The 25393-nt window shown below is 71.1% G+C and carries 23 protein-coding genes, 1 tRNA gene and 1 other RNA gene; 10 read left to right on the forward strand and 15 right to left on the reverse strand.

Annotated features, from left to right (window positions below; translation table 11 throughout):
- Positions 1–272: 272 nt before the first annotated feature.
- The 8 genes from ACQBAS_RS01235 to ACQBAS_RS01270 form a co-directional block, all read right to left on the reverse strand.
- Entirely contained in the window at positions 273–1085 is an 813-nt protein-coding gene (locus ACQBAS_RS01235) for a hypothetical protein (protein ID WP_427384505.1), read from the reverse strand.
- The gene (locus ACQBAS_RS01240) at positions 1078–2160 is read right to left on the reverse strand and encodes a hypothetical protein (RefSeq protein WP_427384506.1); all 1083 of its coding nucleotides are present in this window, start codon (positions 2158–2160) and stop codon (positions 1078–1080) included. The genes ACQBAS_RS01235 and ACQBAS_RS01240 overlap by 8 nt, the downstream gene beginning before the upstream one ends.
- Positions 2161–2457: 297 nt before the next feature.
- Positions 2458–3267 carry an alpha/beta hydrolase gene (locus ACQBAS_RS01245; protein WP_427384507.1) on the reverse strand — a complete coding sequence of 270 codons (810 nt, stop codon included), beginning with the start codon at positions 3265–3267 and terminating at the stop codon, positions 2458–2460.
- The gene (locus ACQBAS_RS01250) at positions 3264–4520 is read right to left on the reverse strand and encodes a kynureninase (protein ID WP_427385657.1); all 1257 of its coding nucleotides are present in this window, start codon (positions 4518–4520) and stop codon (positions 3264–3266) included. The genes ACQBAS_RS01245 and ACQBAS_RS01250 overlap by 4 nt, the downstream gene beginning before the upstream one ends.
- A gap of 3 nt (positions 4521–4523) precedes the next feature.
- Positions 4524–5375 carry a tryptophan 2,3-dioxygenase gene (locus tag ACQBAS_RS01255; RefSeq protein ID WP_427384509.1) on the reverse strand — a complete coding sequence of 284 codons (852 nt, stop codon included), beginning with the start codon at positions 5373–5375 and terminating at the stop codon, positions 4524–4526.
- Positions 5376–5494: 119 nt separating this feature from the next.
- Complete coding sequence (locus tag ACQBAS_RS01260; RefSeq protein WP_427384510.1) at positions 5495–6979, reverse strand: S8 family peptidase; 1485 nt, start codon at positions 6977–6979, stop codon at positions 5495–5497.
- A 156-nt stretch (positions 6980–7135) separates the two neighbouring features.
- Positions 7136–7633, reverse strand: a complete 498-nt coding sequence (locus ACQBAS_RS01265; protein ID WP_427384511.1) for a LytR C-terminal domain-containing protein — start codon at positions 7631–7633, stop codon at positions 7136–7138.
- A 116-nt stretch (positions 7634–7749) separates the two neighbouring features.
- Positions 7750–8046 (reverse strand): type II toxin-antitoxin system VapB family antitoxin, encoded by a 297-nt coding sequence (locus tag ACQBAS_RS01270; RefSeq protein WP_427384512.1) that lies wholly within the window; start codon positions 8044–8046, stop codon positions 7750–7752.
- 51 nt (positions 8047–8097) lie between these two features.
- Between ACQBAS_RS01270 and ACQBAS_RS01275 the strand changes: the two genes are divergently transcribed.
- Complete coding sequence (locus ACQBAS_RS01275) at positions 8098–9678, forward strand: helicase HerA-like domain-containing protein (RefSeq protein ID WP_427384513.1); 1581 nt, start codon at positions 8098–8100, stop codon at positions 9676–9678.
- A gap of 15 nt (positions 9679–9693) precedes the next feature.
- Here ACQBAS_RS01275 and ACQBAS_RS01280 read toward each other — a convergent pair whose 3' ends face one another.
- Positions 9694–10617 carry an AEC family transporter gene (locus ACQBAS_RS01280; RefSeq protein WP_427384514.1) on the reverse strand — a complete coding sequence of 308 codons (924 nt, stop codon included), beginning with the start codon at positions 10615–10617 and terminating at the stop codon, positions 9694–9696.
- Positions 10618–10743: 126 nt separating this feature from the next.
- Entirely contained in the window at positions 10744–12711 is a 1968-nt protein-coding gene (locus ACQBAS_RS01285) for a propionyl-CoA synthetase (protein ID WP_427384515.1), read from the reverse strand.
- Between the two features lie 239 nt (positions 12712–12950).
- On the opposite strand from ACQBAS_RS01285, the gene ACQBAS_RS01290 reads away from it, so the two are divergent.
- The 5 genes from ACQBAS_RS01290 (at position 12951) to ACQBAS_RS01310 (ending at position 17954) form a co-directional block, all read left to right on the forward strand.
- Positions 12951–13877, forward strand: coding sequence for a hypothetical protein (locus ACQBAS_RS01290; RefSeq protein ID WP_427384516.1), 927 nt, complete (start codon positions 12951–12953; stop codon positions 13875–13877).
- Entirely contained in the window at positions 13877–15130 is a 1254-nt protein-coding gene (locus ACQBAS_RS01295) for a hypothetical protein (protein WP_427384517.1), read from the forward strand. Before ACQBAS_RS01290 ends, ACQBAS_RS01295 begins: the two co-directional genes overlap by 1 nt.
- Before the next feature lie 75 nt (positions 15131–15205).
- Complete coding sequence (locus ACQBAS_RS01300) at positions 15206–16633, forward strand: ferredoxin reductase family protein (RefSeq protein WP_427384518.1); 1428 nt, start codon at positions 15206–15208, stop codon at positions 16631–16633.
- A 53-nt stretch (positions 16634–16686) separates the two neighbouring features.
- Positions 16687–17175 (forward strand): FMN-binding protein, encoded by a 489-nt coding sequence (locus tag ACQBAS_RS01305; RefSeq protein ID WP_427384519.1) that lies wholly within the window; start codon positions 16687–16689, stop codon positions 17173–17175.
- A complete protein-coding gene (locus ACQBAS_RS01310; protein ID WP_427384521.1) occupies positions 17175–17954 on the forward strand; it encodes an FAD:protein FMN transferase in 780 nt (259 codons plus the stop codon). Before ACQBAS_RS01305 ends, ACQBAS_RS01310 begins: the two co-directional genes overlap by 1 nt.
- 176 nt (positions 17955–18130) lie before the next feature.
- Here the strand turns inward: ACQBAS_RS01310 and ACQBAS_RS01315 are convergent.
- Both ACQBAS_RS01315 and ACQBAS_RS01320 read right to left on the reverse strand, forming a co-directional pair.
- Positions 18131–18218 (reverse strand) — tRNA-Ser (locus tag ACQBAS_RS01315).
- 65 nt (positions 18219–18283) lie between these two features.
- Complete coding sequence (locus ACQBAS_RS01320; protein WP_427384522.1) at positions 18284–18745, reverse strand: DUF3817 domain-containing protein; 462 nt, start codon at positions 18743–18745, stop codon at positions 18284–18286.
- Between the two features lie 103 nt (positions 18746–18848).
- Between ACQBAS_RS01320 and ffs the strand changes: the two genes are divergently transcribed.
- Positions 18849–18943, forward strand: an RNA gene (gene ffs, locus ACQBAS_RS01325) — signal recognition particle sRNA small type.
- A gap of 42 nt (positions 18944–18985) precedes the next feature.
- Here the strand turns inward: ffs and ACQBAS_RS01330 are convergent.
- The gene (locus ACQBAS_RS01330) at positions 18986–19549 is read right to left on the reverse strand and encodes a DsbA family protein (protein WP_427384523.1); all 564 of its coding nucleotides are present in this window, start codon (positions 19547–19549) and stop codon (positions 18986–18988) included.
- Between the two features lie 110 nt (positions 19550–19659).
- On the opposite strand from ACQBAS_RS01330, the gene ACQBAS_RS01335 reads away from it, so the two are divergent.
- The 3 genes from ACQBAS_RS01335 (at position 19660) to ACQBAS_RS01345 (ending at position 23262) form a co-directional block, all read left to right on the forward strand.
- Positions 19660–22050: a DNA polymerase III subunit gamma and tau gene (locus tag ACQBAS_RS01335; protein ID WP_427384524.1), complete on the forward strand. Its 2391-nt coding sequence runs from the start codon at positions 19660–19662 to the stop codon at positions 22048–22050.
- Between the two features lie 68 nt (positions 22051–22118).
- On the forward strand, positions 22119–22718 hold the full coding sequence (gene recR / locus ACQBAS_RS01340) for a recombination mediator RecR (RefSeq protein WP_427384526.1): 600 nt from the start codon (positions 22119–22121) through the stop codon (positions 22716–22718).
- A complete protein-coding gene (locus ACQBAS_RS01345) occupies positions 22711–23262 on the forward strand; it encodes a DUF5063 domain-containing protein (protein WP_427384527.1) in 552 nt (183 codons plus the stop codon). The genes recR and ACQBAS_RS01345 overlap by 8 nt, the downstream gene beginning before the upstream one ends.
- A gap of 48 nt (positions 23263–23310) precedes the next feature.
- On the opposite strand, the gene ACQBAS_RS01350 is transcribed toward ACQBAS_RS01345, so the two are convergent.
- Together ACQBAS_RS01350 and ACQBAS_RS01355 are read right to left on the reverse strand one after the other, a co-directional pair.
- Positions 23311–24387 carry an ABC transporter permease gene (locus ACQBAS_RS01350; RefSeq protein ID WP_427384529.1) on the reverse strand — a complete coding sequence of 359 codons (1077 nt, stop codon included), beginning with the start codon at positions 24385–24387 and terminating at the stop codon, positions 23311–23313.
- On the reverse strand, positions 24384–25316 hold the full coding sequence (locus ACQBAS_RS01355) for an ABC transporter ATP-binding protein (RefSeq protein WP_427384530.1): 933 nt from the start codon (positions 25314–25316) through the stop codon (positions 24384–24386). Before ACQBAS_RS01355 ends, ACQBAS_RS01350 begins: the two co-directional genes overlap by 4 nt.
- Between the last annotated feature and the right edge of the window lie 77 nt (positions 25317–25393).

Below are 25393 nucleotides of genomic sequence, written 5' to 3' on the forward strand. Positions count from 1 at the left end.
GACGAAGGAGCGTGGTCGCGACAGCGGCTCCCACCGCCACCCAAGCGGCCTAACCCCAACTGTCACCAGTTCGTGCAGCAGACCCCTGCGCCCTGGGCAATGGTGAGTCTGGCGCTCGGGCTCGCACTTACGGGATGCCTCGCACTCGTCTTATTGCGTCGTGGAACTTGACCGGCGCGGCGTCACACGTCGCGTTTGGACGTGGGTTCGGGCAGAAGCTGCTGGCGTGTCTGGCCCATGCGATGGCCGCTGATCCTTCGCACGGGAGGTCGTCATCGGCCCAGGGCGTCAAGCAGGTCTTGAGCCAGCAACGCGACGCTCTCGGCGACACCCACAGGGTCGCCGACCAACTCTTCGGCGGCGCCTGCCATCAGTGATCCTGGAGCGTCCGCACCACGAGCGAACAGGTCCGCGATGTGATCGACAGCATCACGGGTGACTTCACCACTCACGTCTACGTTCATGAGCCGCACGGTGGCCGTCACGAGGACATCAGTGTCGATCGCCCGCAAGAGGCGATATACGTCGTGCGCATCCTTGTTATCCAGACGCGACGGGTTGTCGATTCGATCCTGGATCTTGTGCAGTTTGGCTACGAGCAGGGCCGCCGGGCCAGCTACGGAGACCTCAAACTCTCGCGCGTCGACTGAGGAGTCGAGCGCTCGAATCACCATCTTGGAGTTGTCGACCAAGGTCGCCTCGATGCCGCGTGCCCGCCGCATCGACTTCGGGTCGTGCGGGGGCACGCGGACCCCACGGCGCCCTGCTCCGGCGACGGCCTCGGGCACCATCAGGTCAACTGGCACTCCACGCGGGGAGATCCAAGACCCGATCGCACTGCTCCGCGGGTCAGGGGTGAAGCGCGCCGCGCGCATCGCGTCCTCGACCAGCGGGTCGGAGCTCAATAGGTCGGGGTCAATCGCGACGTCGCCGTCAGTCGTGAACTCCGCGAGTGCGACCTGGATCGATCCGGTGTGCAGGTAGATGGCCTGTGCGCCCACGACCACAAGGGCGTCGAGGTGCGATTGCAATGCTTCCAGCGCATCGAGCAGCCCGGTGCGCGCCATGATCACCTCGTCAGTCACGTCGCCACTTCTCCTCGTTGGTCTTCATCCACTCGATCAGGAACTCGCCTTCGGCTGGTTCGCGACCAGGCCCGTTCAGCAAGTCGGCAGCCACCTGTGCAGCGGCGGCCACGGGATAGCCGCCCTTGGTGCGGATTGTGTTGACAAACGGCACATCGCCGACCGTCTTGGGCTCCAACAGGATCACGTTGGGGGCGGTCGCGTTTGGTCGCAGGCCCCACTGCTCGGATGCCTCTTGGATCGACGAGACGTACACGTAGGCGGCCTTTGCAGGCGCATAGGTCGCCCATTCCTCGGCGGCACTGGAACCGGTCACAGCGACCGGGAACGTCGACTCTTTTGCGACCTTCCCAAGGAAACTCGCGACGCCACGAGGCTCGATGAAGGCCATCACGCGGGTGGTGGTCTTGAAGGACGCGTCGGCGCTCCACGCACGGAGCAGCCGCTCCCAGTCAGTCACGCGGTAGCGCTTGTCCTCCTTCACGACGAGGTCCTCGCGCTCTAGGTAGTCCAGCACTCGGTAAGCCGCGCCCGTCGACGAACCAGAAGCAGCCAACAGTTCGCGCACCGTCCAATCGCGGCGGTAGTCCAAGAGCGCCCGAGTCACCCGCGCAGCAGGCTCGCCCTTGAGCGTGCCGCGCGGTCGGCCCTTGCGCCACGGATCCCGATCCTGACCTTGTGCGGAGATGAACACGGCTGGCTTGTCGACCACAAGGCGCATGTTGCCCGTGGCGTCGACGTACGAGAGGCCCTCCTCCGCCAGAGCATCACGCACTGACGGCGACAGGTAGCGGGCCGCCACGACCGGAGCGTCGGTGGGCCGCGTGGTCATGCTTCGTGCCTGTTCAACCACCCGTGACACGTCGCGGCGTTCCAGAACCTGCTTGAGCTCAACGACCAGTCGGGCAGCAACTCCATCCGGGGCATCGATTTCGATCTCTATGTCCGGGCGCAGCGGTCCTCGCCGAGGCTCGAAGGTCTCGGCCACCTTCCACTCCTGCGGCAAGGCCGCGCGCACGGAAGCGACGACAAGGCGTGCCACCTCGCCGCTCGACGGCGCATCATTGGTCGCCATTGCCTACCCTCCGTTCAGAAATGGATTTGATTCCGATGACAGCGGAACCTTGCCTTTGCCTGAACACCTTACCAGCTCGTTCAGGAATTGAACATGTTCCGCTGCGGACGGAAGACCGTACTTTCCCGAACACTGGTCACGGCGACTCTCGCCCATCCTCTCGCAAACACCTGGTCGAGCACCCCGGAGGTCAATTGGCTGGGTGCCACTGGCACGCGTGCGGAGACCCCTTCGTGGTCTCAGCTCTGGTCTCATTCGTCTCGGTTCAGGACCGTTCGGCCACGTCCCCCAAGGAACTCAGCGCGCGAACCGCTCGATCTCCGAGACGATGTCGGGCCACGCCTCCGACAGCGGATCGACGAGGTCGAAGTGGCCGACATGGGGGAGGGCGACGAGGCGCGCGGTCGTGGCCGTCCGGACGAAGTCCTCGTTGACGCCGATCGGCACGACGAGGTCCGAGACGCCGTGGACGAGGGTCAGCCCACCGTCGGGCCGCGGGGTGGCGCGGGCCGGGTCGAGGTCGGGCCTCGACTCGGGATCCCCGCCGACGAAGGCGGCCACGGCGCCGCCGCCGAGGTCGCCCAGGTGGGCCCGGCGAAGGTCGGCCACGGCCGCCAGCGTCAGGGTGCCGACGCGGTGGTCGAGGTTGAGGTGCATGAGGGCCCAGAGCGCGAGGTGCCCCCCAGCGGAGTGCCCGACGACGACGAAACCGCGCTCGGCGATGCCTGCGCCGTCGAGAGCCCCGTCATTGATGTGTCGGAGCGCGAGCGTGACGTCGCCGGTCGTGACATCGGGGGAGCCGGGCCGTCGCCGATACTCCGGTACGACCACCATCCATCCGAGGTCACGCAGTGCCCCCGCCGTGGGCCGCAGGTGAGTCCGGTCGTACGCCCCGCGCCAGAAGCCGCCGTGCAGGAGGACGACGACGGGGCGGCCGGCCCGGCCCGGGGGCTCCTCGGGTACCCCTTCGTAGGAGTCCGTGCCCGCCGTGTCGAGCGTGCGCGCCCCGATCCACAGGTCCATCACCTGCTCGGGGTCCTCGCCGTAGGCGATGACCTGGTCCGGCTCGGCGGAGGCCCGGCCGAGGAACTCGTCCTCGTCCGTCACGTCGACGCCCCGTCGCCGGCGAGCTCGCGGATCACGTCCATGGCTCGCCACACCTCCTCGTGCGTCGTCGTCAACGGGGACACCCCGACCCGGATCCCGTCCGGGGCCCGGAAGTCGATGATGACGCCTGCGGCGATGAGGCGCGCGGCGAGCGCCCGGGCGTCCGCCCGCGCGAGGGTGACGTGGGCCCCGCGCACCGCCGGATCGCGCGGCGACGCCACCCGGAACCCCAATGGCAGCAACCAGGCGTCGGCCAGCGCACAGACGAGCTCGGTGAGGGCGACCCCCTTCGCGCGGATGGCGTCGATCCCGGCGTCGGCCACGATCCGTGCACCCTCCTCGACGCCGACCATCGCCAGCACCGGCGGCGTGCCGGAGAGCATCCTCCGGATCCCCGTCGCGGGCACATGCGTCGGCCCCATCTCGAACGGCTCGTCCGCGCCGACCCACCCACGGATCGGCTGGGCCAGCTCCGCGTGGTGCACCTCGCGGACATAGACGAAGGCGGGTGCCCCCGGCCCCGCGCACAGGAACTTGTAGGTGCACCCGACGGCGAAGTCGGCCTCGGTGGCGTCGAGGTCGACGGGGATCGCGCCGGCGCTGTGGCAGAGGTCCCACACCGTCAGCGCGCCCGCATCGTGCGCCAAGCGCGTGAGCCCGGGCAGGTCCGCGATGTGCGCGGAGCGATACGCGACGTGGCTCAGCGTGACGACCGCCGTCCGCTCCGAGAGCACCTCGGCCACCTCGTCCGCGCTCACGCCGCCGTCCGGGTCGGACTCGATCCACCGGATGATCAGCCCGAGTTCGTCGGCGATGCCCTCGACGACGTACCGGTCCGTCGGGAAGTTGTGCCGGTCCGTGACGATCTCGTCGCGCCCCGGCCGCATCGCCACCGCCGCGCGCAATGCCTTGTAGAGACACACCGTCGTCGAGTCCGCGACGACGACCTGGCCGGCCGCGGCGCCGAGGACGCCCGCCCCGAGCAGGTCACCGACGCGGGTCGGCGCGTCCCACCACCTGTCGCCGGGGCCACCTTCGGTCCACGAGCGGATGAGCCGCGATCCCCACTCGCCCCGGACGATCTGCGCCAGCCGGTCCGCGGTCGCCCGCGGCGGCCGACCGAGCGAGTTGCCGTCGAGGTAGGCGACCAGCCCGTCATCCTCCGGCGCCAGGAAGAGCTCGCCGAAGGCGGCGAGCGGGTCGTCGCGGTCGGCCAGCTGGGCGTCGGCGAGGGTGGGTGTCACGGCGTCCATCACTCAGCCGATCTCGGAGCGGACGGCGAGCAGCTCGGGGAAGAACGTCAGGTCGAGCGCGGCCTTGAGGAAGGGGACGCCGCTCGAGCCGCCGGTGCCCCGCTTGAAGCCGATGATCCGGCTGACGGTCTTGAGGTGGCGGAAGCGCCACAGCTGGAACGACTCCTCGATGTCGATGAGCTCCTCGAGCGTCTCGTAGGCGTCCCAGTGCGCGTCGTGCGACTGATAGATCGCCGTCAGCGGCGGCAGCAGCGCGGCGTCGAACTCGTGCGGCTGCGTGACGTCGCGGGTCAGCACGTGCTCGGGGATCGCGTGCCCACGGCGCGCGAGATAGCGCAGGACCTCGTCGTAGAGGCTCGGCTGCTCGAGCGTCTCGCGCAGCCCCGCCTGCACCTGCGGGTCGTGCGCGAAGACGTCGATCATCTCGGCGTTCTTGTTGCCGAGGAGGAACTCGACGGTCCGGTACTGCGCGGACTGGAAGCCGGACGAGTGCCCGAGGTCGCCGCGGAACTGCGCGTACTCCGTGGGGGTCAGCGTCTCGAGGACGGACCACTGCTCGAAGAGCTGCCGCTGGATCGACTTCACGCGCGCCAGCGCCTTGAGCGCGGGTGCGAGGTTGTCGGCCGCGATCCGGGCCATGGCGTAGCGCAGCTCGTGGATGAGCAGCTTCAGCCACAGCTCGGACGTCTGGTGCTGGATGATGAAAAGCATCTCGTCGTGGTGCTCGGGACGGCTCAGCGGCGCCTGCGCCGTGAGCAGTTTGTCCAGTCCGAGGTAGCCGGCATAGGTCAACTCGTCCCGCAGGTCGCGGTGCACGCCCTCCTCGATGTGGCGCACGTTCTCGGATCCGGTCATGTCTCCACGCTAGGCCACCGCTCACGCCGGCACGATCTCGGCAGCCCCATCGACGGACATGACGAAGGGGGCCCCGCGGCGATCGCCGCGAAGCCCCCTTCGGTGTCGTGTCGGACGTGTCAGCTGACGGCCGCGAGCGCGTCGATGACGCCCTCACCGAAGTAGCTGTTGTCCTCGACCGGGCCGACGCACGCGGCGCCGCGGGTGGTCGTGCTGCACGCGGTGTCGGTCGCCTGCGCGCGCAGCATGTCGATCAGCTGCGCCGGCGTCGCGTCCGGGTGGGTGGACTTCAGGAGCGCGAGGACGCCCGCGGCGTGCGGGGACGCCATCGACGTGCCGCTGAACAGGGCGTAACCGCCGGGGACGGTCGAGAGGATCGCCGAGCCGGGAGCCGCGACGTCGATGACGCCCAGGCCGCGGTTGGAGAAGGACGACAGCGTGCCGGCCTGCGTGATCGAGGACGTCGTGACGACGCCGTCGAGCTCGGTCGGGATGTCGTGGCACGTCGAGTTCAGCGTCCGGTTGACGGCGGTGCCGTCGTTGGGGCTGCTCGTGTTCGTGGTCTTGTTGGCCAGGTCGTAGGCGGCGTTGCCCGCGGCGGCGGCGTGCACGACACCCTTCTTCGTGGAGAAGGTCACCGCGCGGCGCACGGCCTCCTTCGCGGCGTGCTGGTCGGGCTGGTCGTCGCACCAGAACTCGAAGGGGTCGACGTAGTAGCTGTTGTTGGTGACGTCCATGCCGTGCTCGGCGGCCCAGACGAAGCCACAGACGGCGTACTCCGGGTAGATGTACCCGTCGTCGTTGACGACCTTGACGGAGGCCATCGTGACGCCCGGCGCGACGCCGACGATGCCGACGCCGTTGCGGGCGGCCGCGATGGTGCCCGCGACGTGCGTGCCGTGCGCGCTCGTCGTGGGCTCAGCCGCGCCGGCCGCCGTGTCGGGTCGACCGGCGTCGGTGCAGTTGACGGAGTTGGCGAGGTCGACGTTCGGCGCGAGGTCCGGGTGGGTCGAGTCGATGCCGGAGTCGAGGACGCCGACGAGGACGTCGGAGCTGCCGTCGGTGATCTCGTGCGCCTTGTCGGCCTTGATCTGCGTCATGTCCCACTGCTCGCCCTCGCGCGGGTCGAGCGTCACGGCCTCGGCGGCGGTGACGTCCTGGCCGGCGAGCCAACCACCGACGCTGAGCTGACCGTTGGCGGTCGCTCCACCGGTGCCGGGCGTGCCCTCGGAGACCGCCGCGGTGCGGGAGGCTCCGACGGAGTCGACGGCGTGGCCGGAGTCGAGCTCGACGACGTCGGCGCGGAAGTCGGCCTTCGTCGAGTGCGCGACGACGACACCGATCTGCGGCCAGGACTGGACGACCTCGCCACCGGCGGCCTTGACGGCGCTCTCGACGAGACGGGTCTGACCGGCGTTGGCGTGCTTGGCGTTGACGATGTAGCTCATCAGCTGACCCTCGGGGGTCGCGATCGGCACGGGAGTCGACGTGGGCTCGTCGGCGGCGACACTGGCGCTCGCCGGACCGGCCAGCATCGAGGCGGCGACGAGGCCGGCTCCGGACAGGGCGACGATGAGTCGCTTGCTGCGCGTTGCGTGGTGCATGGACACACTCCATCGGTGGTGGGTTTGCCTCCCCGGATGGTCACCGAGGATGGAGCGGAACCTATCGGGCATATCCGACGAATGGGGCGATGGCGAACGGATGTTTACAGAACTGTCGATCGGCGCCGGGGGCGGACGATCAGGGTCTCGGCCAGTTCAGTCGCGCGCGCACGCGGGCACGGAGGCGAGCTTCACGAGCTCGGTGAAGTCGGGCCCGAGGACCAGGTCGACGGTCTTGTCCTGGCGCGAGTCGCGGACGCGCTCCGGGTTGCCCACATGGCGGATGAGCGTGAGGGAGCGCCGAGCGCCCGCCTTGCCGGAGCGGACCTCGGCGACCCCCTTCGTCAGGGGAGTGGGCGAGTTCGTCACCTCGGCGACGGTGAAGCCACGGGTGCGCAGCTCGCGCGCCACCGACCCGGCCAGGCCATTGCGCTGCGTCCCGTTGAAGACGCTGACGGTGATGTTCCTCGGCGCCGTGTAGCGGCAGGTCGCGGACGTCGAGTCGCCCCCGGGAGGGGCCGCGCGGTCCGCGCGGTAGTAGGACAGCGCGTACCAGAAGGCGAAGAAGAGGACGAGCACGGTGATGGCCAACGTCGCTCCGGCACGCACCCGGCGCGAGCGCTCCGGCCGACCACCTTCGTAGTAGTCCGACATCCGCCTCACCCCTCCTTCATCCTGCCGATCCAGTCAAGCACGCACACCGGCGGTGCCGGTCGCGGCGCGCTGACCGTCGGCCAGGGCGCGGGCGCCGGCCAGGGCGAGGGCGTCGGTCAGTCGATGACGAGCACGCGCGCGTGAATCGTCGGCCGCTGGTGCAGCGCGGCGCGCAGGGCCCGGTGGAGGCCGTCCTCGAGGTAGTTCACGCCACGCCACTGGATGACGTGGGGGAAGAGGTCGCCGTAGAAGGTCGAGTCCTCCGCGAGCAGGTTGTGCAGGTCGAGCGTGCTCTTGGTCGTCACGAGCTCGTCGAGCCGCACCATGCGCGGGGGCACGTCGGCCCAGTGGCGTGGGGTGGTCCGGCCGTGCTCGGGATAGGGGCGGTGGTCGCCCACGGACTTGAAGATCATCGGCGCCCACACTACGTGCCGTCGCCGGGGCCGGTTCACTAGAGTCGCTGCGTGACCGAGACACCCGCACCGCAGTCCACCGACCCTCAGCTCCAGGCCATCCGCGAGGGCTACGCCTTCGAGGGGCCGGCGCTCACCTTCGGCGCCGCCATCTCCGACGGCACGGCGCACCCGGACGCCCAGGTGCGGATCCCCCTTGCGAGCCTCAACCGGCACGGCCTCGTCGCCGGCGCCACCGGCACGGGCAAGACGAAGACCCTCCAGGTCATGGCCGAGCAGCTCGCCGCCCAGGGCGTCCCCGTCTTCCTCGCCGACATCAAGGGCGACCTCTCCGGCATCGCCTCGCCCGGTGCCGCCAGCGACAAGCTCACCGAGCGCTCGCAGAAGATCGGCCAGGAGTGGGTGCCGACGGGCTACCCGACGGAGTTCCTCTCCCTCGGTGGCCAGGGCAAGGGCATCCCCGTGCGGGCGACGATGACCTCCTTCGGTCCGACGCTGCTGTCCAAGGTCCTCGGTCTCAACGACACCCAGGAGTCGAGCCTCGGCCTGGTCTTCCACTACGCCGACAAGCAGGGCCTCGCGCTCCTGGACCTCAAGGACCTGCGCGCCGTCATCTCGCACCTGACCTCCGACGAGGGCAAGGAGGAGCTCAAGGCGCTCGGCGGCCTGTCCAAGGCCACGGCCGGCGTCATCCTGCGCGAGCTCATCGCCTTCGAGGACCAGGGTGCCGACGCGTTCTTCGGCGAGCCGGAATTCGACACCGCGGACCTCATGCGCACGCGCGACGGTCAGGGGCTGGTCACCTGCCTCGAGCTGCCGGCCGTCCAGGACCGACCGCAGCTCTTCTCCACCTTCCTCATGTGGATGCTCGCGGACCTCTTCCACGACCTGCCCGAGGTCGGCGACCTCGACAAGCCGAAGCTCGTCTTCTTCTTCGACGAGGCGCACCTGCTCTTCGACGAGGCGAGCAAGGCCTTTCAGGACGCCATCGAGCAGACCGTCCGGCTCATCCGCTCCAAGGGGGTCGGCGTCTTCTTCGTGACGCAGTCGCCCAAGGACGTGCCCGGTGACGTCCTCGCCCAGCTCGGCAACCGCGTGCAGCACGCGCTGCGCGCCTACACCCCCGAGGACGCGAAGGCGCTCAAGGCCGCCGTCTCGACCTACCCCCACTCCGAGTACGACCTCGGCAAGCTGCTGACGGAGCTCGGCACGGGTGAGGCCATCGTCACGGTGCTGTCCGAGAAGGGCGCCCCCACGCCCGTGGCGTGGACGATGATCCAGGCCCCGCAGTCCCTCATGGCCCCGAGCGACCCGGGCGTCGTCGACGGGATCATCGGCGGCTCCGAGCTGGCGACCAAGTACGCGGACGTCGCGGATCGCGAGTCCGCCTACGAAAAGCTCGCGGCTCGTCTCGAAGCGGCACCGGCGGAGTCGGCGGCGGCCCAACCGCAGGCGGCACCGGAGGCGCCGGCGCCGCGGGCGGGTCGGGCGAAGGCGGCCAAGGAGGACGAGGGCATCATCGGCCAGGTCGTCGGCTCGAGCGCGTTCAGGTCGGCGCTGCGGTCCGCCGGGACGGTCATCGGGCGGGAGATCACCCGCTCGATCTTCGGCACCTCGCGTCGCAGCCGCTGACCTCGGCCGGCAGCCTCACCCGAGGACGAGCGCGGCCAGGAGGATCACGGGCACCGACCCCATCGTCGTCAGCAGGATCGTGTCGCGAGCGAGGACCTCGCCCCGACCGAACCTGGTGGCGTGCACGAAGATGTTCTGAGCCGTCGGCAGGGCCGAGGTGACGACGATGGCGAGCAACGCCGTCCCGTCGAGGCCGAGCACGAGGTGGGCCACCGTCCATGCGACCGCGGGCTGGACGACGAGCTTGAGCATCGACGTGCACGCGACCTCCGCCTTCGTCCCACCGGCCCCGAACCCCGGCCCCAGCCGCAGCGCGATGCCGTAGGCGAGCAGCATCGACGGGACCGCCATGTTGGCGACGAGTTGGACGGGGTCGGTGACGAAGGGCGGCAGCGTCCAGCCGGTGACCGACAGCAGCAGGCCGATCAGCGAGCCGGTGGTGAGCGGGTTCGTCACCATCTGTCGCAGGGTCCGTAGCAGGCCCGGGCTCGTGCCGCGCGTCGTCCGGTCGAGGATCGTGATGGCCAGCGGCTGCATCACGAGGAGCTGCATGAGCAGCGTCGGCGCGACCAGGGCCGCGTCGCCGAGCACGTAGGCCGCGATCGGGATGCCGAGGTTGCCCGCGTTGACGTACGTCGAGCTCAGGGTGCCGATGACGAGCTCCGGGGTCTCGCGATGCCAGAGCGCGCGTGCCAGAGCGAGGTAGGCGGCGCCCGTGACGAGGACGGCCGCGGCGGAGGCGATGAGGTTGGGGGACAGCACCTCGTGCACGTCGGCGCGCCCGATGGTCAAGGTCATGAGCGCCGGTGAGGCCACGAAGAAGGCGAGGCGGGACAGGAGGACCTGCGCCTGGAGGTCCACGAGTCGCACGTGGGCGAGCAGGGCGCCCAGGGCGATGACCGCACCAATCGCGGCGAAGCCGTTGACGACGCCGAGCACGAGACCCCCTTCGATGGAGGGGCCACGCTAACCGTCGGATGGGCGGCCTCGCCGAGGTGGCTCCGTGGTTGAGACGGCACCCGACCCCGCAGGGCGCTGGCGGGGCCGGGTGGAGTCCCGTCGGTGTCAGGGGTGCGGGCGCAGCACGTCGCGCAACCCGTCGAGCACGCTGACGTCCTCGATCGTGCCCGGCACGACCGCGTCCTTGCCGTCGGCGATCTCGCGCATCGTCTTCCGGAGGATCTTGCCGGAGCGCGTCTTAGGCAGGGCCGTGACGACGTCGATCTGCTTGAGGGCGGCCACGGCGCCGACCTCCTCGCGCACACGCTGAACGAGTTCGGTGCGGATGCGCTCGCCGTCGGTGGCCGCGTCGACGCCGGCCTTGAGGACGACGAGGCCGCGGGGCGCCTGCCCCTTCAGCGCGTCGGCGACGCCGATGACGGCGCACTCGGCGACGTCGGGATGCCCGGCGATGGCCGCCTCGAGGGAGCCCGTCGAGAGGCGGTGACCCGCGACGTTGAGGACGTCGTCCGTCCGACCCATGACGAAGACGTAGCCGTCCTCGTCGATGAGGCCACCGTCGCCGGTGAGGTAGTACCCGTCGAAGACGGAGAGGTAGCCGTCGACGTAGCGCTCGTCGTCGCGCCACAGCGTCGGCAGTGTCCCGGGCGGCATCGGCAGCCGCAGACAGATCGCGCCCTCGTTGCCGGGGTCGCACTGCTGCCCGGTCTCGTCGAGCACGCGCACGTCGTAGCCGGGCACGGGCACGGTCGGGGAGCCGGCCTTGATCGGCATCGGCTCGAGGCCGCGCAGATTGGCCACGATCGGCCAGCCGGTCTCGGTCTGCCACCAGTTGTCGATGACGGGGATGCCCAACTGCGACGAGGCCCACTCGTAGGTGTCGGGGTCGAGTCGCTCCCCGGCCAGGAAGAGCGTGCGCAGGCTCGAGATGTCGTGGCCGTGGCGGTACTCCCCGGTGGCGTCCTCCTTCTTGATGGCGCGGAAGGCGGTCGGCGCCGTGAAGAGGGCCTTCACGCCGTAGTCCTCGACGACCCGCCAGAAGGCGCCCGCGTCGGGCGTCCCCACCGGCTTGCCCTCATAGAGGACGGTGGTCGCCCCGGTGAGCAGCGGGCCGTAGACGATGTAGGAGTGGCCGACGACCCAGCCGACGTCGCTCGCGGTGAAGAGGACGTCACCGGGGCCGACGTCGAAGATGTTCTCCATCGACCAGCGGAGGGCGACGGCGTGGCCGCCGTTGTCACGCACGATCCCCTTCGGGCGGCCGGTCGTCCCGGACGTGTAGAGGATGTAGAGCGGGTCGGTGGCGGCGACGTCGACGCAGCCGGTCGGTTCGGCGTCGGCCATGACGTCGGTCCACTCCATCTCCTCCCAGTCCGTGTCGCGGACCCCGACGTCGGCGCGGAGCTGGTCGCGCTGGAGCACGATGACGCTCTCGGGCTTGTGGGCGCTGCGGTCGAGCGCGCCGTCGAGGTAGGGCTTGTAGGCGACCGTCCGCGACGGCTCGATCCCGCACGAGGCCGACACCACGACCTTCGGCTCCGCGTCCTCGAGCCGGGCCGCGAGCTCGGCCGGAGCGAATCCGCCGAAGACGACCGAGTGGATCGCACCCAGGCGGGCGCACGCGAGCATGGCCACGACGGCCTCGGGGATCATCGGCATGTAGATGACGACCCGGTCGCCCTTCTCCACGCCGAGGCCGGCGAGCGCCCCGGCGAAGCGGCTCACGTCGTCGAGCAGCGCCGCATAGGTCAGGGTGCGACGGGTGCCGGTGACGGGGGAGTCGTAGTGGATCGCGGCCTGCTCGCCACGGCCCGCCGCGACGTGCCGGTCGAGGGCGTTGAAGCACGTGTTGAGGACACCGTCGGGGAACCACCGGTAGAGGGGCGGATTGCTCGCGTCGAGCGTGCGGGTCGGCTCGGTCACCCAGTCGATCGCACGGGCCGCCTCGCCCCAGAAGCCGTCCGGGTCGGCCAGGCTGCGGGCATGGGCCTGCGCCCAGGGGGACGTGGTGCCGGTGTTGGCAGGGTCTGTGGTGGCGGGCTCGGCGGCGGTGCCTCGGGCGTCGTTGCTCATGCCCCTCATGGTGCGCCCTGAACGAGCGGTTCCGTGGGTGCTGTCGGTGGACGGCCTGCGGCCGTCGGTGGGCGGTCGCAGAGTAGGCCGCCGTCCCATGTCGTGATCGCCGGTCGGTGCGTCGCCCGGGCGGGATCTCGGTGAGCGCTCCTCCGCCGAATGGGGCCAAAGTTGCCTATGGTGCTTGTGTCGGGTTCCTCCCCTTGCTCGCTCCCGGCAACGCGACCCAAGGAGACGCCGTGCCCCCGTCACGGAACGCCACCGCCCAGACCCTCGCCCTGACCCTCGCGGCCACCCTCGCCGCCACGTTCCAGGGCGCAGTCCCGGCGCGGGCCGCGGACGACCCCGCCCCCGTCGTCGGCACCGTCACCGGCGGTGACGTGACGCCGCGCGGGAGCGCACCGGCCAACGGTCCGGAGGTGCGCGCGAAGGCGGCCGCCGCGGCCGCCTTCCACCGCGCCCTCGTCCGCGCGGACGCCCATGGCGCGCGCATCGCCCTCGACGCCGACCCCTCCGACCGCACCCTCACGAGTGCCACCGCGACCGGTGGGACCCAGCGCACGACCGAGGCCTCGGCAACGACCCTGACCGCCGCCACGACCACCGAACTCGCGGCCGACAAGTACCTGCCGATGGAGCACCGGCCGCAGGGCAAGAGCTACTGGTGCGGGCCCGCCACCGGCCAGATGATGATCCGCACGGCCAACGGCGTCGGCTTCCACAGCCGCTTCAACGGTGACGGGCTCTACCAGGCCAACCTCGCGACGTGGGCCCACATGCAGACCGACTCCTACGGGTCCACGAGTTGGCACCGGGAACAGTTCACGCGCGGCCTGACCCGGTGGCGCGGCAACGACTACTACAAGCAGTTCAGCAACCCCTCGAGCGACCACCTCAAGCACGCGCTGACCTACTCCATCGGCGGCAGGGACCTGCCGATCGCGCTCGACACGGTCGAGTTCGCTGGCGGTCGGCACTACAACGGCCACCCCGTCGGCCGCACCATCGGGCATTGGATCGCCGGCTACGGCTACTCCGATCTGGGCAGGTACGGCCACTATGCCGACCCGAGCACCTCGGTCTTCCCCGATGCGCGCCCCAAGTTCAGCTATGGCAGCTCGAGCATGGCCACCCACTTCCTCAACCAGAACGGGCTCGTCTACTGATGCCCTCGACCTCCCGCCGCGGGCTCGTCCTCGGCGGCGTCGTCGCGCTCCTCGCGAGCGGGTGCTCCGGCGAGCCGATCGAGACCAGGCCGACGGACGTCCCGTCGTCCGCCGGATCGCTCGCCCCGGTGCCGACAGGCGGCACGGTCACCCGACTCTCTGCGACGGCCACGACGGACACGGTCGCCCCGGCCCGGCTCGCGGACCGTTCCGCCGTGGAGCCGGCCGCGGGCGGGCTCGAGCAGGTGGTGGCGCTCGCCCCGGACGGCCGCGTGCTCCGCGCCGCGAGCGCGACCCCGCGCGGGGACGACCTGCTCGGCGCCGTCTCCGTCGACCTCGCTGATCCGGCACACCCCGACGACCGGACGAGCGTGCGCGGGCCGTCGGAGGCGCCCGCCCAGGTGACGGCGGCCGACGTCGTCGGCGAGACCGTCGCCTGGCGCGAGACGACCAGCACCAACCTCGACGTCGAGGACTGGGAGGTCTGGGCAGCGGTCGACGGCGGCGCGGCCGTGCGTGTCGCCGACAGCGGTGACGGCGACAGCGGTGACGGCGACAGCGGTGACGGCGACAGCGGTGACGGCGACGCAGAACCACCGCCGTACGTCCCCGACGGATCGTCCCTGGCGACCACCGCCGACGCCGCCTACTGGACGGTCGCGCGGTGGGAGGGCGAGCAGCGCGTCCTCGGCATCGTCTCCGCTCCGCTGCGTGAGGGAGCGAAGGTTGCGACCGTCGCCGAGGGCGCCCGCAACCCGACGGTGGTCGGGGACACCCTCGTCCACGCCGCCGGCCAACCGCTCGGTGCCGACCTGCCCGAGGGTGTCTGGGAGATCCGGCGCCGGGACGCGGCCGGGGCGGGGGACGTCCTCGCCCGCATCGGCCCCACGGGCTGGGGAGTCTCGGCCGTCTGCGCCGGTGAGGGGCACGTCGCCTGGGCCCTCGCCGACGACGCGGCAGGACGCATCGTCGACCTCGACCTGACGACCGGCCACCGCGTCGAGGTGACGCTCGCGACCCCCGCCCAGGCGCCGTCGCTGGCCTGCGGCGACGACATCGTCGCCTGGGGGAGTGGCTCCGACGAGGGGGACCCGGGCCAGTACGTCCTCGATCGTCGCGCGGCGACCGTCTCCCGCCTGGGCTCGGCCGCCGGCCTCAGCCAGGTGGCGGCCGCCGGTCCGTGGCTGGCGTGGACCACCTTCGCGAAGGGGGCCGACCGGGCCACCTGGCAGGTCGCCCGCTGGCAGGGCTGAGCCCCGAGCGCACCTCACATCGGCTCCACCCATCACGCACAGGGAGCGCACAGACGCCGGGCTCACTCTCGGTCCATGAGCACAGTCGTCCCACCCGCGCCTCGATCCGCGACCTTCGCCCCGACCCCGTCGAGCCGGGCGTCCGCCTTGGCCCCGACTCCCCGGTGGTGGCGCGACGCCACCCTCGCGACGGCGTGGGGCCTCGTCCTCTTCGTCGTCGCCCTGTGGGTCGCCGGTGGCGGTGTGGCCGACCTGACGTCGTTCGCCTCGGGCATGACGAGCCTGGGCCGAGTGACCGGGCTCGTCGCCTCCGTCCTGCTCCTGCTGCAGGTCGCCCTCATGGCCCGCATCCCCATCGTCGAACAGGCTTGGGGCCAGGACGAATTGGCGCGGGTGCACCGGCTCGTCGGCAACACGTCCTTCTACCTGATGGTCGCCCACATCGTCCTCATCATCGTCGGCTACAACGCCAGCGGCGGACTCGGGATCATCGGGACCTTCCTCGACGAGGTGCTCAACTCGCCGGGCATGCTGCTGGCTCTCGCCGGGACGCTCGCGCTGTGCCTCGTCGTCGTGACGTCGATCCGGGCGGCGCGGGCGCGGCTGCGGTACGAGTCGTGGCACCTGCTGCACCTCTACGCCTACCTCGGCGCGGGGCTCGCGCTGCCGCACCAGCTCTGGACCGGGGCCGACTTCCTCTCCTCGACGACCGCGACGGTCTTCTGGTGGGGGCTCTACCTGGCCGTGCTCGGGTGCGTCATCGCCTTCCGCATCGTCCGCCCCCTGTGGCTCTCGAGCCGTCACCAGCTGCGCGTGGCCGACGTCGTGACCGAGGCGCCGGGGGTGACCTCGGTGGTCGTCCGGGGTCGCGACCTGCACCGGCTGGCCGCCCGCGGCGGGCAGTTCTTCCAGTGGCGCTTCGTCGACGGGCCGGGGTGGACCCGGGCCAACCCCTACTCCCTGTCGGCGGCTCCGGACGGGCGCAGCCTGCGGATCACCGTCGCCGAGATCGGCGACTCGTCGCGGCGGCTGCGGGACCTGCGCCCCGGCACGCGCGTCCTCGTCGAAGGCCCTTATGGCCGCCTCCACGCCGGCACGAAGGTCGCCCGCAAGAGCGTGCTCATCGGCGCCGGTATCGGGATCACACCGCTGCGGGCCCTCCTCGAGGAGTTGCCCGGCGGGCCGGACGAGACGGTGCTCATCCACCGCGTCAGCACGAGGGCGGACCTCGTCCTCGAGAGCGAGATCGACGCCCTGGCGCAGCAGCGCGGCGCGCGAGCCATCTCCGTCATCGGCCACCGCCGGACGGATCGGGCCAGTTGGCTGCCGGTCGACCTCGCGCACATCGACGACGCCGCGGCGCTGCGGCACGTCGTCCCCGACATCGCCGAGCGTGACGTCTTCATCTGCGGCCACCCCGACTGGATGGACACCGTCATCGCGGCCGCCCTGGCGGCCGGGGTGCCGCGCGAGGCGATCCACCACGAGCGCTTCACCTACTGACCGCTCCTGACCCCCTTCCCTCCCTCCTCCCGCCCGAGACGAATCGAGATCCCATGCGACGCATCACCTACTGGGCGATGAGCACCCTCACCGCCCTCGTCCTGCTCTTCAGCTATCACACCTCCACGTCGTCCACCCCCGTGGCGACCGCCGAGGTCCGCTCCGCGACGACCACGTCCGACCTCTCGTCGGACTCCGGGGCGTCGTCGGACACCGGCTCCTCATCCGACACCGGCTCCTCATCCGACACCGGCTCCTCGAGCAGCTCCGAGACCTACGCGGGCGACGAGGTCATGACGCGGTTCGGCGCCGTCCAGGTGCAGATCACCGTCAGTGATGGGGCCATCACCGCCGCCGACGTCCTCCAGGTGCCCATGTCGGACCGGCACGACCAGATGATCAACTCGCGCGCCGTGCCGATCTACAACTCGGAGACCGTCGACGCCCAGTCCGCTGACATCGACATGGTCTCGGGTGCCACCGTCACCTACGAGGGTTACGTGCAGTCGCTCCAGTCCGCCATCGACCAGGCCAACCTCTGATGAGCGCGGACGTCGTGACGACCCCTCATGGTGTCCCCGGGCGCCGGGCCTGGGTGGAGAAGGTCATGGGCATGCCCGTCAGCATCCACCTGCGGGGGGCCGGCGTCGACGACCCCGCCGCCGCGGAGGCGGTTGCGGCGGCCCAGGCCGAGTTCCGGCGGATGGACGCGACCTTCTCGACGTATCGCGAGGACTCCGACATCTCCCGCCTGCGCCGTGGCGACGTGGAGATCGGGGACGTGGACCCGCTCGTGGCGGAGGCCCTGAGGATCGGCGAGGAGGCCGGCCTCGTGACCGGCGGCGCCTTCACCGTCTTCCTGCCCACCGGCGAGGGCGACCTCGCCTTCGACCCCACCGGACTCGTGAAGGGGTGGACCGTCGATCGCGCTTCGCTCCACCTCGCGAGCCTGGACGGGATCTCGTGGTGCATCAACGCCGGCGGCGATCTGCTCGTCGGGGCGCACCCGTGGATGCCGCTCGAGGGGCCAGAGGCGATCTCGTGGCGGGTCGGCATCGAGGACCCGCGCGTCCCCGGACGGATCGCCCGCACGGTCTCCCTGACGAGCGGCGCGGTCGCCACCTCGGGCACCGCCGCGCGCGGTGCGCACCTCTACGACCCCGAGGTGGGGGAGATGGTCGGTCGGGCGGGTTCCGTGACCGTCACGGGGCCGTCGCTGCTGTGGGCCGACATCTGGGCCACGGCCCTCTTCGTCGGCGGGGAGCGGACACGGGCGACCTTCGATGCGGTGGCGGCCGGGCATCGGGCGTTCGAGGTCTGACGGCTGGGCGTCGGGCGTTTACAAATGGGCTCGCGAGCCCATTTGGTGCTCGTGAGCCGGTTTGAACAGGCACGCGAAGCACATTCCGGTTCGCGAGCCGTTTTGTGCGGGCGGGGCGGGCGCCACCCCCGGGCATGAGGAAGGCCCCGGTCGCATGCTCCCGGGGCCATCTCATGTGGCGGAGGATGGGGGATTTGAACCCCCGAGGGTTTTATCCCAACACGATTTCCAATCGTGCGCACTAGGCCACTATGCGAATCCTCCGCGGAGGAGGCTACCCGAGAAGTGGGCGCGACCTGTAATCGCGGTGTCCTGCGGGCGAACCCGCCTCAGCCGCCGATCTGCGTGGGCGGGCCGATGAGCAGCGCGACCCCCGTCAGGCACGCGACGGCGACGACGGCGACCAGCGCCGCGAGCGCGGGCGTGCGGATCGCCCAGGCGAGCAGTCGCTCCGCCGGGTTGGTCGGGACATCGCCCCCGACGCCGAGGCGCCACGGGCCCTCGAGCAGTCCCGCGCCCTCCGCGCGACGGTCGAAGAGGACCGTGGCGAAGGGCGGGATGGCGCTCGCGAGCGCGAGGAGGCCGGTCCGCGTCGACCACCGCTGGTTGGTCCAGACGATCATCGTCACGAGCACGTAGGAGATGAAGACGACGCCGTGCAGCATGCCGCCGACGCGCACACCGAGGTCGGTGGTCTGGGTGACGTACTTGAGCACCATCCCCGCCAAGAGCAGGGCCCAGGTGATGGCCTCGGCGGTGGCAAGGCGGCGGAAGAGGGTCTTCGGCGTCATGCTCGGCATCCTCTCAACTGCTCGCCTCGTCCTCGCGGGCGGGCGCCAGTCGGGCGCGGCGCTCGAATTTCGTCCGCACCCCGACTCGTCCTAGACTGAGAACCGGACACCCCGTGCGGTGGTACCTCTCCGAACTCCCCCAGGGCAGGAATGCAGCAAGGGTAGGAGAGCTCTTCCAGGTGCGCGGGGTGTTCTTCGTGTCCGGAAGGGGGCCGCGAGCGACCCGAGCATCAGCCCGGGTCAGCCGCAGGCGCAGCCGGCGCAGTTGCCGCCGCAGCCGGCCGCCTCACGCTCGGGCGCAGCCTGACCCTGCTCGTCCCAGGCGAGCTGCAGCGCGCCGACGAGCACGTCGACGTCCGTCGCGCCGGTGACCGAGTATTTGCGGTCGAGGACGACGAAGGGGATGTCGGGCACCTCGATCATCTTGGCCGTGGCCTCGTCGCTGCGGACCTCCCAGCCGAAGTCGTCCGAGTCGAGCATCTCCGTCACGGCGTCGGGCTCGAGCCCGAATTCACCCGCGAGCCGGGCGAGGGTCGCGCGGTCACCCAGTGAGACCCCTTCGTCGGCGGCCCGCCCGAGACGCTCCTGGGCGGCCGTGGCCAGCCCGGCCGCGGCAGCCATCTGGAGCACGCGGTGCGCGTCGAAGGTGTTGGACTCGGCGGGCGCGTTGCGGTCGAGGAGGTAGCTGTGCCACGTCACCTCGCAGTCACCGCCGTGGGCGAAGGTCGCGAGAGCCTCCTGCAGGCGTTGCCGGCCGAGGCGGCTGGCGGGGTGACCGAAGTCGGACCAGATGTCGATGCGCACCGGATCACGATACGTCGGTCTCGGTCGGGGTCCTCGCGGCGCCGTCGTCGTCGGACGCGGCGGCTAGGGTTCACGACAGACCACCCCGCCGCAATCAGCAAGGAGCCGGCATGGCCACCGCCCTGTACCGCCGCTACCGGCCGGAGAGCTTCGCCGACGTCATCGGTCAGGAGCACGTCACCGAGCCGCTGATGCAGGCGCTGCGCACGGGGCGGGTCAACCACGCCTACCTCTTCTCGGGGCCGCGCGGCTGTGGCAAGACCACGAGCGCCCGCATCCTCGCGCGCTGCCTCAACTGTGAGCAGGGCCCGACGGACCGTCCCTGCGGCGAGTGCGACTCGTGCGTGGCCCTGGCCCGCGGCGGCTCGGGCAGTGTCGACGTCATCGAGATCGACGCGGCGAGCCACGGTGGCGTCGACGACGCCCGCGACCTCCGTGAGAAGGCGTCCTTCGGCCCCGCCCAGAGCCGCTACAAGGTCTACATCATCGACGAGGCGCACATGGTGACGCCGCAGGGCTTCAACGCGCTGCTCAAGATCGTCGAGGAGCCGCCGGAGCACGTGAAGTTCGTCTTCGCGACGACCGAGCCGGAGAAGGTCATAGGGACCATTCGCTCGCGCACCCATCACTACCCCTTCCGTCTCGTGCCGCCGCAGCAGCTCACGGATTACATGGAGCGGCTCTGCGCCGCCGAGGGTGTCGCGGTCGAGCCGGGCGTCCTCTCCTTCGTCGTCCGCGCCGGCGGCGGCTCGGTCCGTGACTCGCTGTCGGTCCTCGACCAACTCATCGCTGGCTCCCACGAGGGCGGGCTCACCTACGAGGGCGCCGCCTCGCTCCTCGGCTTCACCGATGGGGAACTGCTCGACGCGACGATCGACGCCTTCGCAGCGGGGGACGCCGCGGGCGTCTTCCACCAGATCGACCGGGTCATCGAGACCGGTCTCGACCCGCGACGGTTCGTCGAGGACCTGCTCGAGCGCTTCCGCGACCTCATCGTCGTCTCGGCCGCACCCGATGCCGCGGGCGCCATGATGCGCGGGTTGCCCGTTGACCAGCTCGATCGGATGCGCGCCCAGGCCGCGGCCTACGGTCCGGGTGCCTTGTCGCGCGCGGCCGACCTCATCAATGCGGGCCTCCTCGAGATGCACGGCGCGACGGCGCCGCGCCTCCAGCTCGAACTCATCGCCGCCCGCGTGCTGCTGCCCGCGGCTGCAGGGGAACAGGGCTACGCCGCCCGTCTCGATCGCCTCGAGCGTCGCCTCGACGTGGGTGGCGTGCCCACCGCCGGCGAAGGTCGGCCGCGCCCGACCCCGATCGCGTCGCCGCCCGCGGCGGCACCGCAGAGCGAGGCCCGGCCCACGCCCGCGCAGCGCCCTGAGCCGTCGCCCGCCTCGGAGTCGTCGCCTGAGCCGGCGCCCGCGCAGCGCCCGGAGTCGGTTGAGCGCGAGGAGTCGGTTGAGCGCGAGGAGCCGGCCGACGCCGCCTGGCCCGCCGTCGATGAGAGGGAGGCCGCGCAGCCGAACGCCACAGCGACCACGAACACCACAGCGACCACGAACACCACAGCGGGACCTGCCCCCGAGCAGCCCGCCACGGTGCCCGCCGCCAAGAAGGAGCCCGCCGCGGAGGAGCCTGCTGCCGAGCAGCCGGCCGCGGAAGCCCCGCCGGCGAAGGGGCCTGGAGGCATCGACCTTGCGGCGCTGCACCGCTCCTGGCCGGACGTCCTCGGCCGGATCTTTCAGCAGAGCCGGGTCTCGTGGTCGCTGCTGTCCCAGCACGCGCAGATCGTGGCCTACGACGGCACGCGCGTGACGCTGGGGCTGTCGACGCCGAGCCTGGCCAACACGTTCCGCAACGGCAACCACGCCGAGATCGTCCGTCAGGCACTCATCGACGCCCTCGGGGTGGACGCCCGCGTCGACGGGATCTCCTCCGACCAGGCCCCACGCCCGGTCCTCGACGACGAACCCGAGCCGGTCCAGCGGCGCCGCCGCCCGGAGGGCGATGCCGGCGACGGCGGGCAGACCGCCACGTCATCCAGCGGCACCGCGCCGTCGGGGCCAGTCTCGGGGGGAGCCCGGGCCTCCGCGAGTGATCGCTCGACGGAGGCCGGTGCCGGAGCGGGTGCCCTCGCCGATCAGGCGTCGACGTCGCAGCGGCTCGACCGCGGAGGCGCCGACTGGTCGAGTGCGGCCAGTGCCCCAGGTTCGGCACCGAGTTGGGCGACGGCCGACCCGACGCCCGGCCCGGTGACCTCTGCCGCTGCTCCTGCAGCGGCCCCGGACACCCCGGCCACCCCGGCGAGCCCCGGCCGTCCGGCGACGTCGGCGATCGAGCGCGCCCGCGCGGCCATCAGCGGTGACCCCGCCGCCGTCGAGGTCACCCGGACCGCGGACGACACGGCCGTCAGTGCCGATGACGAGGACATCGACGAGGTCGGCGACGTCGGCCAGGCCGTCGTCGAGCGGATCCTCGGCGCCACCGTCGTCCGTGAGGAATGACGTGAGGAACGACCCGCGTCCACGCGCGGCGGTGCCGGTCGACGGCGGAGAGGGCATAGGCTCACAGCGTGTATGAAGGCGTGGTCCAGGACCTGATCGACGAACTCGGCCGACTCCCCGGAGTCGGTCCGAAGAGTGCCCAACGGATCGCCTTCCACCTCCTCACGGCCGACTCGACGGACGTCTCTCGCCTCGCGGCGGCGCTCCTCGAGGTCAAGGACAAGGTCAAGTTCTGCACGGTGTGCGGCAACGTCGCCGAGGCCGAGCTCTGCCGGATCTGCGCCGACCCGCGCCGCGACGCGACGGCCATCTGCGTCGTCGAGGAGCCGAAGGACGTCGTTGCCGTCGAGCGGACGCGCGAGTTCCGGGGCCGCTACCACGTGCTCGGTGGGGCGATCAGTCCGATCGACGGCATCGGCCCGGACGACCTGCGGATCAAGGAACTGATGACCCGGCTCGGGTCCGGTGACGTCACCGAGATCATCATCGCCACCGACCCGAATCTCGAGGGCGAGGCCACGGCCGCCTATCTCGCTCGCCTGCTCAAGCACATGGGACTGCGCGTCACCCGACTCGCCTCCGGGCTGCCCGTCGGTGGCGATCTCGAATACGCCGACGAGGTCACGCTGGGCAGGGCCTTCGAGGGAAGGAAGTTGCTCGATGTCTGACGACCTCGCCGTCCTCGCTGCCGACTCCGCCGCCGACGCGCAGATGTACCTCGACACGGTCACGAGTGTGGCCTCCGGCGACGCCCCCGACGCCGCGATCCCGATGAGCCTCCTGGCGCTCTCGCAGGTCCTCGTCATGGGCGCCCGGCTCGGCGCGATCCACGACATCGTCCTCGAGGAGCGCTTCGAGCCCGACGGCCCCGAGCCCGAGCTCGACCCCCTTCGGGTCAACCTCGCCCGCCTCTTCGAGGGGCTCGACGACTATGCGGACCTCGTCGACCCCGTCACCTCCGCCGAACTCTCGACCGGGTCGCTGTCGAACGACCTCACGGTCGTGGCCGGCGCCCTCGCCCACGGCCTCGTCCACCACCGCGAAGGTCGCATCGCCGAGGCCCTCTGGTGGTGGCAGTTCTCCTACCTCTCCGACTGGGGCGAGCGCGCCGCCATGGCACTGCGCGTGCTGCAGGGCCTGCTCGCCCACATCCGACTCGACGCGGACGACGACCTCGTCGCCGAGGCCGAGTTCGACGCGCTGCACCCCTGACCGCGTCCTGACCAGCCGTCTCGAGGGGCCGGCCGCCGACGCGGCAGGTCAGGCGATCCGAGTCCCGTTCGGCAGTCGTCGGATCGGCGTCCGGAGGCGTCGGTGCGCGACGAGCACCGACACCAGGCCCGCGCCGAGCAGGAAGGTGAGCCCGTAGGGCCACACCGCTCCGGCGCTCTCGGCGCGCGCCACCTCGGGAGAGGTGTAGCCGCCGGGCTCGGGGGTGCCCGTCTCGAAGTGGCACTCCTCGAGTGGGGCGTCCGACGGCCCGGCCTTGGCCGCGCGGATGCCCGTGCTGATGGCCTGCAGCGGCGTGAAAGACCCGCTGTTGTCCACCCACGTGCCGGGCTGGCGCGGCGCGGCATCAGCGACCACGACGAAGGGGTTGGCCGCCAGCAGCCACCAGATCCGCTCCGTGTGACCGACCTCCATCTGGCGCGTGAAGATCGTGCAGTCGTCCTCGGTCGGAGCGTCTTCCATGTGCTTGCTCCACTCCGAATCGGGGATGCCGTGGATGCGCACGTCCTCCTGGTCGGCGACGAGGAAGTAGGACATGGCGAAGACGATCACGGTGCCGACCGTCAGGGCCGCGATGGTGAGGTAGGTCAGCACCGCCGAGCTCACCGTGCGCGCCGTCAGCGTGGAGAACATCAGGCCGACGGCGCAGACGACGGCCAGCACGAGCACGAGGATGAGCAGGGATCGCAGCACGACGCCGGCCCCGATGCCGCCCTCGATGAAGGCGAGCAACAGGAAGGGCAGGGCCGCGGCGAGGAAGGCGAGGGAGACGAGCCACGCAGCGAGCAGCTTGCCGAGGACGATGTCCCACGACGTCAGGAGCGTCGTCTGCAGGGTGGCGAGGACGCCGTGCTCGCGGTCGCCGTTGACCGACGTCGCCGTCAGCGACGGCATGACGAGCATCCCGAGACCGAGGACGAAGAAGACGATGACGTCGTAGAGCGCGGACCCCGCGTTGGCGCTGTCCGTGTTGAGCGCCCAGTAGGTCAGGGCGGTGACGCCGGCGATGACGAGCACCCACACGCCGAGCGCGATGTACCACCGTCCGCCGCGCACGCGCTGCATCAGCTCGAGCTTGGCGACGGTCCAGATCCCACGGGCGGTCATCGTCGGTCCTCCGTCGCTGCGAGGTAGGCGGTCTCGAGTTCGCCCTGGGTGGTGGCGAAGGAGGTGACCGGCACACCGCGGCGCACGAGCTCGCCGAGCAGCTCGGCCGCCTTCGCCTCACCGGCCACGAAGAACTCGGCGTCGCCGGCGATCGTGGTCACAGACACCCCGAGATCGGCCAGGGCGGCAAGCAGCGCGGCGGGGTCGAGGGCGCGGACGCGGTAGCGCGCCACGGCGTCCCCGTTCGTGCCGACGGCCTGGGTCTGGACGGTGCGGCCGCGGGCGACGATCACCGCACGGTCTGCGACCTCCTGGAGTTCGGTGAGGATGTGGCTCGACACGAGCACCGTGCGCCCCTGGGCGGCGAGGCCGCGCAGGACGTCGCGCAACTCGATCCGGCTGCGGGGGTCGAGGCCCGACGCCGGCTCGTCGAGGACGAGGACGCTGGGGTCGTTGACGAGAGCCCGAGCCAGCCCGAGCCGCTGCTTCTGGCCCCGCGAGAGCACCCGCGCGGGTCGATCGGCGAGGTCGGCGAGGTGGAGCGAGGACAGCAACTCGGCAATCCGCTCGTCGGCCACGTCGGTGGGGACGCGGTAGGCGGAGGCGATGATCGAGAGGACCTCACGCACCTTCAGGCTGTCCCACGTGCCGAACCCGTCGGGCATCCAGCCGATCCGGGCCCGGACGTCGGCCGGCTGCGTCACGGGGTCGAACCCGTCGATGCGGATCTCACCGCGGTCGGGCACGAGCAGGCTCGCGAGCATGAGCATCAGGGTCGTCTTCCCCGAGCCGTTCGGGCCGATGAGGGCTGTCACCTCGCCGGGCGCCGCCGTGAGGGTGATGTCGTCGACCGCGAGCACGGACCCGAAGGCGCGGCGCACTCCCCGGACCTCGATCCCCGCCCCGGTCGCCCCCGTCGTTGTCGTCATGGCGCCAACTTAGATCCTGCCCGTGCTCCGCGATGCGGAACGCCCCAAAGCGTGATCGTGTCGCTCGTTAGACTCCA

Origin of the sequence: Janibacter zhaoxuefangae, from assembly GCF_050271985.1 — a bacterium.
Classification (GTDB): Bacteria; Actinomycetota; Actinomycetes; order Actinomycetales; family Dermatophilaceae.